Here is a 12,440-nt window from a genome sequence, read left to right as displayed (position 1 = left end):
TTCGGTGGGCGAAACACGCTGCTTTTTGCGCTGGCAGGCTTATTTGGTATTGTGGGCTGCAAGTCCAGGTACAATGCCGATATGGCCGAGCTTCGGCTAAAATTCATCGATAACACATTAATGCGCAGCAACGAGGAGATGTTGCAGGCAAACCGGTACGTAGTAAGAGGCATCGAAGCTCGAACCCAAAAGAACCAGTACCCGCCCTCCCCGGCCGACGTTGCCATACTGCGGCAAGCCGAGGCTGTTCACGACAGTACCCAGCAACTGGTAACCCACCTGCATGAACTGCGGGAACAGTTGCTGAGCCGGACAGGTAACCAAACGCGTTTCCAAGAACTCGACGGCCGCCTTGAAGTGGCTGCACTGTTGGGAGAAGAACCGGGGCAAGGAAATGCAAGCACTCTTTCCCTTCGCCTCAGCAGATACTACCGCTACCTGCACCAAGTCGCGCCCGCGGCCCAAGCCGGGCATTCTGTTACTGACTTTGCGGATGCTTCGGTAGCGGCGGCGTTGGCTACCTTGGCGCGGTACGAAGCCCAGGTACTATTGCGCGAAGAAGCAGCCCTGAACGTGCTTGAGGCAAAAGTGCGGGCTGCCTTACCGAAGCCTAATTTTCGCTTGCTAGCTTCTGCCGAATCCCAAACCGTGGCCCCAGGCACTACTTACCGGGCCGAACTGATGCTTGCGCAGGCACTTTCTCTTCCGTCACGTGGGCTGACCATGTCGGCAAACGGGCAGCCGGTGACGGTAGGAACTGATGGCTTCGCACCGGTAACGTTTACCGCGCCTGACCGTCCCGGTCAGCACTATTGGGATGGAGCAATCAGGTATCAAGTAGGAAGCCGCGACAGTGTTTTTCGCGTGCGGGTGCCTTACACGGTGCTGAGAAAGAATTAGCTATTGCGCCATCAACAGCACTTGCCAAGCCTCCAGCAAGCGGCCTTCCTCCAGAATTTTCTTGCCCAGCAGCATCAACTGCCGGCGCTGCTCGGCCGCATCGTGGCGGTACTTGTTTAGCGTGTAGGCCACCAGCGGGTCTTCGCGGAAAGCCTCTACAGCTTCTGGAGTAGGCAGGGCTTCCTGCTCAATGTTGCCCAGGCGGCCGAGGTTGTTGCCGGTCAGCAGGTCGGAATTGCGAATGTGCTCGGGCAACTGGTCGATGCCAATGCCCTTGTTGCGGTTGGGCTTGGGTACTTCGAACAGGCTTGCGGGAATAACGCGCGAGTACCAGTCGCCGCCCAGGCGGGCCACGGCGTCGAACTTGTGTGGGTCGACGCCGGCGCCGTTGGCCAGCAGAATATCCTCGCGGAAATGGCTCTGCACCACCCGGCAAATAACCAGGTTGCCGCCGCCGTTGGAGTCGCCGATGGCAATAACCTGCTCCACCACGCACTCGAACGACACGGGGCATTCGGCCACGCGGGGCGGGCGCACCATGTCGGATTTTAGCTCCGTGAGGCCAGCTTTTCGGAATTCGTTTACGCCACGTTCGTACTCGGTGCTGGCCAGCGACATTTGTTCCACCACGGCGTAGTCGCAGATGTTGATGACGCACTCGGGCACTTCGTCGCGCACGTTGTAGAGCGTGTGCTTCTGGGTGTTGTCGCGCACGCGGTTGGCGGGCGAGAAAATGAGCGTGGCGGGATTCGAGCTGAACACGTTGAAAAACGAGAAGGGGCTCAGGTTTACCTCGCCGTTGCGGTCGATGGTGCTAACAAAGGCAATGGGCCGCGGCGCTACGGCCCCCAGCATGAACTGGTGCCACTCGGGGCCTTTTAGGGTGCCGGGCGTAATGGTGCGGAAAGCGGAGAAAGCGGAGGTGGGCATTGCAGCAAACAGTTTAGGCGCTCGAAGTTCCGGGTTTGGCGCGAATTAGTCCTCGTAGCTCCATTGTTTGCTGCGGCTGCTGTAGCTGGCCTCTACCATGGCGCCGGCGTAGTCCTGCATCCGAAACCCCTGCGCGCCCCAGCCGCCGGTTGTAGCTGTGATGTAGCCGAAGGAGCGAGGCCGAAACAGTCCATTCGCGGTAGTTGGAACGGCTAGGGTTTGTTGCCTCGCTAGTTGTGTGAGCGAATCCGGATAATGGCCGTGTTGGCGTTGGTAAGTGCCGAGTCGTTGTATGATGCGTTCGGCGCGTTGCTCCGTTAGTTTGTCTTGCAGGTACCAAACCGGAATCAGCAGCGGCACGCAGAGTACTCCCGCAGCAAGTGCCGGCCAAACAATGCGCCGCAGTGCCATTTGGGCTTTCGAAAACAACAGCTCCAGAATGCCATACACCACCGATAGCAGCACCATTCCGCCAAACTGAGGTATAAGCAAAAGCGGTTCACTAGCCTCGGCGTGAAACAGTACGAACAGAGTCAATAGGGCCCATAAAACCCGTTTGTATGTAAGATTCACGGAGAACAGCGCGTTACTTGCAGGAAAATAGAAGTGTAATGTTAGGCAGGAAGTTAGTTACCGGGTTGGGTTTTGTCACGTGCCTGTTAGGAGGTGTTGCGCCCGCGGTCAACGCCCAATCCGCCGACACCCTGCGCCTGCGGCAGCACCTCCGGTACCTTACCACCACTCCGCAGCCGCGCAACCACCAGTACGTAGCTGTGCTCGACACCGCAGCCGCTTACCTCTCGCGGCAGCTGCGCCTGGCTGGAGCCCGCACCAGTGAGCAGCCTTACCAAGTCGAAGGAAAAACTTACCGCAACGTAATTGGCTCCTTCGGGCCCGAAAACGGCCCGCGTATTATTGTGGGCGCGCACTACGACGTGTGCGGCGAGCAGCCCGGCGCCGACGACAACGGCTCGGGCGTGGCGGCGCTGCTGGAACTGGCGCGGCTGCTGGGCCAGCAACAGGGGCTGAAACAGCGTATCGACTTAGTGGCTTATACCTTGGAAGAGCCGCCGTATTTCCGCACCAAACTCATGGGTAGCTACGTGCATGCCAAGTCCCTGCACGATGCGCAGGTACCGGTACGGGGCATGGTGGCGCTGGAAATGCTGGGCTACTTCGATGACCGCAAAAACTCGCAGCACTACCCGTTCGGTCCCTTGAAGCTGATTTACGGCAGCCGCGGCAACTACGTCACGGCGGTGCGCAAATTCGGGAATGGCAGCTTCAGCCGGCCCTTTGCCCGCCGGTACAAGCGCGTGGCAGCGCTGCCCGTACGTCGCTTTCAGGCACCTGCGGCATTACCCGGCATCGACTTCTCCGACCACCTCAACTACTGGAAATTCGGTTACTCCGCTTTAATGCTGACGGATACGGCCTTTTTCCGCAACCGCAACTACCACCACGCCACCGACAGCATGGAGAAACTGGATTTCAGGCGCATGGCCCTGGCCGTGGATGCCTTGCTGGCAGCGCTGCTAAACGGCTAGCTCCCGGCTGCGGCCCACCCACACGCGACCTGTACTGATAAGGTACACGGTTCCACATTCCGCATTTGGTACGGTGCGGTATTGTACCCGTCGCAGGAAGGCCGCCCATTCCTGCTGCTCCTGCGGGCTGGCGGTGGCGGCATCAAACGTGTGCGGCACCGCATGGTGGTAGGCCGTCCAGTGCAGCAGCTCGGCCCCGGGTACGGCCTCGTACTCTGGCGGTAAGGGCGGGGCCGTAGGGTCGGGCAGTTCAAACACCCGTTCGTAGTGCCCGATTCGCTGTTCAATAGCCGCTACCACCTGCGAATCCCGAAAGCAGGATTCCATCAGCCAAATAGCCAGGTAGTACGGATCGGGGTTAGCGGTAAGCTCTTGCTGCCACTGTGCATGCGTTGCCAGCAGTAGTTGAAATGCCTCCCGCCGAAAGCCAACGGGCGGCAAGCTTGCAAAGGAAGTGCTTAGCCAGGGACCCAGGCCGAGCTTGGCATAGTCGTAATGATTTTGGTGCCGGCGCTGAAACGACAGCGGCTCCGGGTGAAGCTTGCCGTGAGCGAAACGGCGGAAGTGGCGACGTACACCCCGGGCTTTTTTCATGCTGCAAAAGTAGCTGTAGCCTCCAGCATGGTCAGTTCCAGGCTGTCTGCACTATGGTAAGTGCCCTGGTATGCCTCGGACTCACGCAGGCGGGGAAGACGTATTAAGTACCTTGTGCCATATAAAAAGCCCCGGGCGCTCCTGTATCAGGAATGCCCGGGGCTTTTTATGTACGCTTAGCAGCTGGCAAAAAAGGCAGCGAACTGGCTTGTGGAATTTCCGTCACCATAGCTGAGGCTAGGGCTACTGCTGTTGCTGCATAAAGAACGGCGTGTTTTCAGGCCCCAGCAGGCCGCTTTCGTACGATCTGGACGCGGGGAGGAAGTAAAAGTTCTCGATGGCCGGCGCAAACCCCCGCGAAAGGCTTTCGGTAAGCAATACGGTGCGGCGCACCCCGTTTAGGCTGCTTTCGGCGGTAATGCGGTATTCGGCCTGCGGGATATCGGGCAGCCAGTAGTTGATCTGGCTGCTTTCCCCGATGGTGAAAGTCTTGCGAATAACCTGGGCCGCGCTGCCATCGAAGTGCTTGGCCCCAGCTACGGGTGTGAAGGTGATGGTCACTTCGGTGCCGCGCGGGATAAACGCAAAGTTCTGGTCCATGTTGGCAAACCGGAGTGCGCCGCCGAAGTACCCGGAGGAGCTGTGCGCCTGCTGCGGCCGATCGGGAATGGTGCCCGAAAGCAGCCACTTGAAGTTCTTCACGGCACCGCTTTCACCGGGGCTGAAGGCGTTGTAGTCCGCAACCGTGTTCATGCCCATGCGCAGCTGGTACACGTGGCCTTTGTAGCTGACTTCTTTCCAGGCATAGACCTTCCAGCCGCCGATTTCCAATCGGGGCAGCGTGTAGCGGCCATCGGCGCCGGTGGTTACCTCGGCGGAGCCATACAAGGTGCTGTTGTCGGCGCGCACCTTAACCCCGGCCATGGGCTGGCCATTGGTGTCTACCACAATACCGGTTACGGTGTGGGGCTCCGGTTTGGGGCCGGCCGGGTCGGTGGTTCCCGTGGGGGAGGGAGTTTCAGTGTCACAAGCAGTTAGCGACAAACAGGCAACTGCCAGCATTGCGACTTGGAATGGTAGCGTTTTCATAGCTGAGAAGCAGGACAAAAAGGAGTGGGAAAGCAGAGCACTAGGTCTGTCACCTCGCCCGGAGCCGCTCCGGATGCGGCGCCAGCGGTGGGAGCCGCAGTGCGCTGCAAAGTTCCCCCTAGCCAGATGGGGCCACAATCACATGTAAATGTGCTGGCATTGTGACGGGTATTTGTAAGTCCGGCAACCTACTCAAGCCTGGGCCTCACATGTTTGGTATTTGAAAGCGTTACCCCGGTTTTGCTATCCTGTGTTTGCTGCTATAACTACTGTTTTCAGTAACGGAGGGCTCCTCATGAAATGGGTTTAACCTGAGCCGGAAAGCCAGTAAAAGCGACGGAATTGCTGATCAGGTACTTATACGGCTGAATACTTTGCTAAACTGATATATCTTTACTAATTAGCTATAGTTATTTTCAAACGGCTGTTCTGACCTATGAGCAAACCCGCCTGCCCGAAATGCGACGCCACCGAAGCCACCAAAAGCGGGGTAATAGGGGATAGGCAGCGCTACAAGTGCAAAAAATGCGGCTACCACTTCACGGTGGCTAAGGTGGGCCGCGAGGTGAATTCGTATTACGTTATCAAGGCCCTGCAGCTGTACATTGAGGGCGTGAGCTACCGCGAAATAGAGCGGTTGCTGGGCGTGAGCCACGTATCGGTAATGAACTGGGTAAAGAAGTACGGGGTAAAGGCGCCCCGCCAGACTGAGTATCATCCCACGTATCAAATCCTTAATCAGAAAGAACTGGCTGAGTTTTTTCAGCAGCCGGGTAATCTGAAAGGCGCCGGTATGGTGGTAACCGAACTCGGCGACAAGTTCATGCTCATTCGCTGGGAACGGTTTCGGCAGGGTTAGCGAGCTACGTGCCCGCAGTTCGGGGAGCTATACTCTTAGCATAAGTATAGCACAGACGTGACTTCGTGTGGTGGATTCCACTACTTGGTAGTGCAGAACCCAAGGTAATGACCTGGGCCATCGGCATTTCGCATTTCCCACACGAACCCGAACCAAAACGCCATGCAGAAAACGCGTTACGCCTTAGTAATGAGTGCACTGCTGAGTGGAACCGGAGCTGCGGCTCAGGTAACGCCCACGCCGCCGGTCCCCACCACGCCCGAGCCCACACCTGCCCAGCAGCCAGCCACGCCGCCCGCCAATCCGCAGGCGCCGTCGGTGTCGCAGGCGCCCACGCCGGCCGCTTCACAGCCGGCGTCACCGGTACCCTACGGGGGCGGCATGCGAGTGAACCTTTCGCCGGACGGCTCGAAGTACATGCGCTTTATCACCTGGCACCAAGTCTGGACGCGCTATACCGAAAACAACACCGGCACGCTTCGTGCCCCGGGCAAACCACAGGACAGCCAGGTTGATTTTGCCCTGCGCCGATCCCGCTTCTTGGTGCTGTCGCAGCTAAACCCGCGCTTTATGGTTTATACCCACTTTGGTATAAACAACCAAACCGCCGTGAGCGGGGGCGTGAACCCCACCGTGGATGCCAAAAAGCCGCAGCTGTTTGTTCACGAGGCCGTGGTGGAGTACAAAATCAACAAGTACCTGGATTTTGGCGCCGGCATGCACTACCAGAACGGGCTTTCGCGCCTGACGCGTTCGAGCACGCTCAACTTCCTGTCGATGGATGCGCCGCTGACCAATTGGCCCATTATCGAAACCGCTGACCAGTTTGCTCGCGGTATTGGGGTGTACGCCAAGGGGCGGGTCAGCAAGCTGGACTACGCTTTTTCCGTCAACGAATCGTTTCTGACAAACCAAGCCAGCACGCCCATGGGACTAGGTTCCATGAGCGGAACGGGGGCCAACCTGATCAATACGGGCAGCAACGTAGCGCAGTACAACCCGCAAAGCACCAAGCATATTTACCAAGGGTACGTCAGCTGGTCGTTGTTTGATCTGGAGTCCAACTTGTTGCCCTTCAATGTGGGCAGCTACCTGGGCACGAAGCGGGTGCTGAACTTCGGTGGCGGCTTCCTGTACAACCCCGATGGCATGTACTCGCGCCCCAACAGCAGCGTGCTGAACGCGGCGGACATTGCTGCCGCCACCGCTGCAGGTGTGAACCAGTTTAACGCCGTTCCGACGCGCAAACACGACATCGGGCTGTGGGCGCTGGATGTGTTCTATGACACGCCGCTCAACAAGGAAACCGGTACGGCCCTAACGGTTTACGGCGTGTACTACAACTATGACTTCGGCCCAAATCACGTGCGCTATATCGGCGCCTCAAACCCCGGTTACGGCGCGAATGCCTTGCGGGGCAATGCCGTTCCGCACTCTGGTACCGGCAACATTGGCTTTGTGGAGGCCGGCTATCTGCTGCCCAAAGCCTTGTTTGGAACCAAGGCTCGACTTCAGCCTTACGCTTCGTATCTGCTCGCCGGCTACGAAGGCCTGCGCACCTCTGCCGGTGAACGTCAGAACGTGCACATCGCCGATTTGGGGGCCAACCTCTTCTTGGAAGGCCACAACGCAAAATTCACGCTCAACTACCGTCCCCGGCCGGACTTTACCAACGTGGACGACGTGAAGTACCGCCCTGAAATCACGCTGCAAACCCAGGTCTTTTTGTAAGCCTTTAGCTGCTTTTCCTTCTCACAACCTCACCTTTTCATCCTCATGAACAATCAATTACCAAACCGCGCGCCCGCAGTGAGCACGACGGCTGGGGGCGCGCCCGTGGCGGCGGCCCACGACAACAACTCGGTGGAGAAAAGCAAGATCTGGCAGGTCATCACGGCCTCGTCGGTGGGCACCGTTATCGAGTGGTACGACTTCTACATTTTCGGTTCGCTGGCCGCTTTTATCGGGCCGGTGCTGTTCGGCAGCACGGGCAAGATTGAGGATACGATTCTCGGGACGCTGGCCGTGTTTGGCGCGGGCTTCGTGGTGCGGCCATTCGGGGCGCTGTTCTTTGGCCGCATCGGGGATATGATCGGGCGCAAGTACACCTTCCTGCTCACGCTGCTCATCATGGGCGGCGCCACCTTCATTACGGGTTTGATTCCGAGCTACGAGAAAATCGGGCTGGCGGCACCCATAATCGTTACCATTTTGCGCCTGCTGCAAGGCTTGGCCCTGGGCGGCGAGTACGGCGGCGCCACCACTTACGTAGCCGAACACTCACCCGATAACAAGCGCGGGTATTACACCAGCTTCATCCAGATTACGGCCACGGCCGGCTTGTTCATCAGTATTCTGGTAATTCTTTCCACCCGCACGCTCATGGGCGAAGAGGCCTTTAAGGAGTGGGGCTGGCGCATTCCGTTCCTGCTGTCGGGTTTGCTGGTAATTGCCTCGTACTACATTCGCCGCAAGCTGCACGAGTCGCCGCTGTTTGCCAAAGCCAAGGCCGAAGGCAAGACCTCGACCAACCCGCTGCGTGAGTCGTTCGTGAACCCGGTAAACCGCCGCCTGGTGCTCATCTCGCTGTTTGGGGCTACCATGGGCCAGGGCGTGGTATGGTACACCGGCCAGTTTTACGCCTACTCCTTTATGCAGTCGACGCTGAAAATGGACATCATGGACGCGGCCCTGGTGCTGTGCGCCGCGCTGCTGCTGGCCACGCCGCTGTTCGTGTACTTCGGTAGCCTCTCGGACCGCATCGGCCGCAAAAAAATCATCATGATGGGTTTGCTCTGCGGGGCCTTGTTCACCATTCCGATCTTCTACGGCCTGAAGCAATTTGCCGGCCCCATTACGGAAGTAACCGCCGCCACCGTGGATGCCACCGGCAAAGCCGTGCCGGCCGTCATGAAAGCCCTCGACCCCAACGTTCCGGCCATGATTGCGCTGGTATTCTGCCTGGTGGTGTTCGTAACGATGGCCTACGGCCCCATTGCGGCTTACCTGGTGGAACTGTTCCCCACCAAGGTGCGCTACACTTCGCTGTCGTTGCCCTACCACATCGGCAACGGTGTATTCGGGGGCTTCGTGCCGCTCATTGCCACGGCCCTCACGCTGCGCGCCGCCGCCGGCGAAGGGTTCATCAAAGAATACAGCTTCCTGGCCGGCCTGGTGTACCCGGTAGCTATTGCCCTGATTTGCTGGATGATTGGCATGGCCCTGATGAAGGACGTGCGCAACGTGAAGCTCATGGATGAGAACCAGCCGCAGTAGTTTCGTGGCTGAGGAGCCGGGCGCCGTGGGGGCGGCGTCCGGCTCGCTTCTCCTTGCTGGCTTCCGGAAAAGTCCATCGTACCCCGCGTACGGCGGACTTTTCCGTGCCAGCCGTTTTGGGTACCTTACTTACGCACCCTTTTAGCAGACCTTTTTTTACGAAATCATGCAAGCCCCATTACCCAACGAGCCGCACGAACACCGGCGAGGTCAGCGTCTGCTCTTCGTGGGGGTGCTGTTTGCCGTGTTGCTCTCCTTTCCCATGCTCTCCATGGTCGATAAGCCAGTGCGGGTAGCAGGCGTGCCAGTGCTTTACTTGTATATGCTGCTGCTGTGGCTCGTGCTGGTAGGCGTTACTGGCTGGTTGGTACGAAGCAATGAACAATGAGCAAAACCATAGGCCGCATGACTGACGTCATTCTGCCTGCTCCTGATCAGGTGCTGATTGATTAAGGCTTTTCCCTGCATGAACAAGCTGCTTGTAATAGGATGCTCCCTCGGCTATTTGCTGCTGCTGTTTGCGGTGGCCTACGCTGCCGAACACCGCTCGGCTACGCGCCGCAGCCTGGTGAGCAACCCCTATGTGTACGCCCTGAGCATGGCCGTGTACTGCACGGCCTGGACCTACTATGGCTCGGTGGGGCGGGCAGCAAATTCAGGGCTGGAGTTCGTGGCCATTTACGTGGGGCCCACCTTGCTGGCGCCACTCTGGTGGGTGGTGTTGCGCAAGATCATCCGCATTTGCCGGCAGCAGCGCCTTACTTCGCTGGCCGATTTCGTGTCGGCGCGGTATGGGAAAAGCGCGGCGCTGGGGGCCTTGGTCACGGCGTTTTGCGTGCTGGGGGTAGTGCCTTACATCTCGCTGCAGATCAAGGCCGTGGCTCAGTCGTTTGACATTCTTACGCTGGGGCCGGCCGCGCTGGCGGCCCTGCCTGCCGCTGGCGGCGTGGCTGCCCAAAGCACGGCGCTGTACACCACGGTGGCCCTGGCTTTCTTCACGATTATGTTCGGGGTGCGGTCGGTAGAGGCTACCGAGCGGCACGAAGGCATGGTGCTGGCCATTGCGCTGGAGTCGCTCATCAAGCTGCTGGCGTTTCTGGCCGTGGGCGTGTTCGTGACCTACGGCCTGTTCAACGGCTTCGGTGACGTGTTCGACCAGGCGGCAGCCCGGCCCGCGCTGCAGCGGCTGTTTACCCTGGAAACGGCCGGCACCAGCCCGGCCCAGTGGCTCACGCTGCTGCTGCTGGGGGCGTCGGCCATTATTTTGCTGCCCCGCCAGTTTCAGGTAGCAGTGGTGGAAAACGTAAGCGAAGACCACCTGCGCAAGGCCATGTGGCTGTTTCCGCTCTACCTCATCGTCATCAACTTATTCGTGCTGCCCATTGCTTTTGGCGGCGCGCTGCGTTTAGGTCTAGGTGCCCAGGCGCCCGATGCCGACACCTTTGTCCTGGCCCTGCCGCTGAGTAGCGACCGGCCCTGGCTGGCCTTGTTCACGTACCTCGGCGGAGTGTCGGCGGCCAGTTCCATGATTATTGTGGAAACCGTGGCCCTAAGCGTGATGATGAGTAACCACCTGCTCATGCCCTTGCTGGTACGGGTACCGGCGGCGCGGCCACAGCTGCAGGCTCGTTGGTTTGCTTACCTGGGCCGTGTGGTGCTGCAAAGCCGTCGGGCTGCCGTGCTGCTGGTACTAAGCCTTGCATATGGTTATTACGCTACGGTTGGCCGCGGGCTGTCGTTAGTGAATATAGGGCTGGTTTCGTTTGCAGCAGTAGCCCAGCTGGCCCCGGCCGTGCTGGGCGGGTTGTACTGGAAGGGCGGAACGCGTGCTGGCGCCACCGCCGGCCTAATCGGGGGCTTTGGGGCGTGGTTTTTTACGCTGGTGCTGCCTACCACCGCCTTCGGGCAGGAAATGGTAAACGAAGGCCTGGGCGGGCTGATGGGGCTGCGGCCGTTCGCGCTGCTGGGCCTCGAAGGGCTGGATCCGTTGCCGCACGGCTTGTTCTGGAGCTGGCTGCTGAACATCGGGCTGTACGTGGGCGTATCGCTGGCCGGGCGGCCCAGCGTGAGCGAGCAGCGGCAAGCCGTGGCGTTCGTGGATGTGTTCGGTTTTCGCCACGATTTTGAAAGCCCCGTGGCCTGGACCGGCGGCGCGGCCCTGCCCGATGTGCGGGCCTTGCTCGTGGGGTTTTTGGGCCGCAAGCGGGCAAACCAGGCGCTGCGCCAGTTCGACGAGCGTTACCCCGATGCCGCCGCGCCGGCCGACGGCCCGCCCATAGACCGCGCCGACCCGCGCCTGCTGGCTTACGCCGAAAAACTGCTGGCCGGCACCATCGGGCCGGCCTCGGCGCGGCTGCTGCTGGCCACCTCGGTGGGGGCCGAGGAAATCAGCTACGACAACGTGGTGGGTGCTTTGCGCGAGTCGCAGCAGCTGCTGGAAGCCAACCGCAAGCTGCGCAAACAGTCTCACCAGCTTCAGCGCCTCACCGAAGAGCTACAGGAGGCCTACAACCGCCTGCGCGAGCTGGATCAGCAAAAAGACGAGTTTCTGTACACCGTAACCCACGAGCTGCGCACGCCGCTTACCAGCATTCGGGCGTTGTCGGAAATCCTGTTCGATAACAACGCCGACATCGAGGAGGAAGAGCGGCTGCGGTTTCTGCAAACCATCACCCGCGAATCGGAGCGCCTGAGCCGCTTGATAACGCTGGTGCTCGACCTGGAGAAGTTTGAATCGGGCAAGGCCGTGCTCGACTGCGCGGCGGTGGATGTGGCCGAAATCGTGCACGACGCCACCGACGCCGTGGGCCAGCTGGTGCGCGAAAAGCGGCTGGTGCTCGACGTGGTGGTGCCGCCCGGCCTGCCCACCGTGTTTGCCGACCGCGACCGGCTGATGCAGGTGCTGGTGAATCTGCTCTCCAACGCCGTGAAATCGTGCACGGCCGGGGAGGGGCGCATTACCATCGAAGTACAGAAAACCGACAGTGGCGTGCGCCTGAGCGTAGCCGACAACGGCAAAGGCATCGACCCAGCCTACCACGAGCTCATCTTCGACAAGTTCTTCCAGGCCAAAAACCAAACCACGCGCAAGCCCGAAGGCTCGGGCCTGGGCCTGGCCATCAGCAAAAAAATAGTGGAGCTGCACGCCGGCCGCATGGGCGTGGTAAGCGCACCCGAGCACGGCGCCCGGTTCTGGGTGGAGCTGCCCGCCGAACCGCCCGGCGTACTCACCTGATGCTGCTCCT

Annotated in this window: 11 protein-coding genes; 7 read left to right on the top strand and 4 right to left on the bottom strand. The window is 59.8% G+C overall.

Annotated features, from left to right (window positions below; all coding sequences use genetic code 11):
• Positions 1-81: 81 nt before the first annotated feature.
• Positions 82-900, top strand: coding sequence for a hypothetical protein (locus ABD903_RS16315; RefSeq protein WP_345226037.1), 819 nt, complete (start codon positions 82-84; stop codon positions 898-900).
• Here ABD903_RS16315 and ABD903_RS16310 read toward each other — a convergent pair whose 3' ends face one another.
• The gene (locus tag ABD903_RS16310; RefSeq protein WP_345226035.1) at positions 901-1,830 is read right to left on the bottom strand and encodes a flavin reductase family protein; all 930 of its coding nucleotides are present in this window, start codon (positions 1,828-1,830) and stop codon (positions 901-903) included. It lies immediately after the preceding gene.
• 45 nt (positions 1,831-1,875) lie between these two features.
• Positions 1,876-2,298: a hypothetical protein gene (locus ABD903_RS16305; protein ID WP_345226034.1), complete on the bottom strand. Its 423-nt coding sequence runs from the start codon at positions 2,296-2,298 to the stop codon at positions 1,876-1,878.
• 170 nt (positions 2,299-2,468) lie between these two features.
• On the opposite strand from ABD903_RS16305, the gene ABD903_RS16300 reads away from it, so the two are divergent.
• Complete coding sequence (locus ABD903_RS16300) at positions 2,469-3,377, top strand: M28 family peptidase (protein ID WP_345226033.1); 909 nt, start codon at positions 2,469-2,471, stop codon at positions 3,375-3,377.
• Here the strand turns inward: ABD903_RS16300 and ABD903_RS16295 are convergent.
• A complete protein-coding gene (locus tag ABD903_RS16295) occupies positions 3,366-3,971 on the bottom strand; it encodes a hypothetical protein (RefSeq protein ID WP_345226031.1) in 606 nt (201 codons plus the stop codon). The genes ABD903_RS16300 and ABD903_RS16295 overlap by 12 nt on opposite strands.
• A 243-nt stretch (positions 3,972-4,214) precedes the next feature.
• Positions 4,215-5,015, bottom strand: a complete 801-nt coding sequence (locus tag ABD903_RS16290) for a carboxypeptidase-like regulatory domain-containing protein (protein ID WP_345226029.1) — start codon at positions 5,013-5,015, stop codon at positions 4,215-4,217.
• Positions 5,016-5,496: 481 nt separating this feature from the next.
• Between ABD903_RS16290 and ABD903_RS16285 the strand changes: the two genes are divergently transcribed.
• From ABD903_RS16285 to ABD903_RS16265, 5 genes are all read left to right on the top strand, one after another.
• Positions 5,497-5,919, top strand: a complete 423-nt coding sequence (locus tag ABD903_RS16285) for an IS1/IS1595 family N-terminal zinc-binding domain-containing protein (protein ID WP_345226028.1) — start codon at positions 5,497-5,499, stop codon at positions 5,917-5,919.
• Between the two features lie 162 nt (positions 5,920-6,081).
• Positions 6,082-7,650, top strand: a complete 1,569-nt coding sequence (locus ABD903_RS16280) for a hypothetical protein (protein ID WP_345226026.1) — start codon at positions 6,082-6,084, stop codon at positions 7,648-7,650.
• 45 nt (positions 7,651-7,695) lie between these two features.
• Complete coding sequence (locus tag ABD903_RS16275; RefSeq protein ID WP_345226024.1) at positions 7,696-9,195, top strand: MFS transporter; 1,500 nt, start codon at positions 7,696-7,698, stop codon at positions 9,193-9,195.
• A 166-nt stretch (positions 9,196-9,361) separates the two neighbouring features.
• Positions 9,362-9,583 (top strand): hypothetical protein, encoded by a 222-nt coding sequence (locus tag ABD903_RS16270; protein ID WP_345226022.1) that lies wholly within the window; start codon positions 9,362-9,364, stop codon positions 9,581-9,583.
• A gap of 78 nt (positions 9,584-9,661) precedes the next feature.
• Positions 9,662-12,430, top strand: a complete 2,769-nt coding sequence (locus ABD903_RS16265; protein WP_345226021.1) for an ATP-binding protein — start codon at positions 9,662-9,664, stop codon at positions 12,428-12,430.
• Positions 12,431-12,440: the final 10 nt, after the last annotated feature.

This window comes from Hymenobacter koreensis, assembly GCF_039541855.1.
GTDB lineage: Bacteria > Bacteroidota > Bacteroidia > Cytophagales > Hymenobacteraceae > Solirubrum > Solirubrum koreensis.
This window is presented reverse-complemented; position numbering and strand designations above follow the sequence as displayed.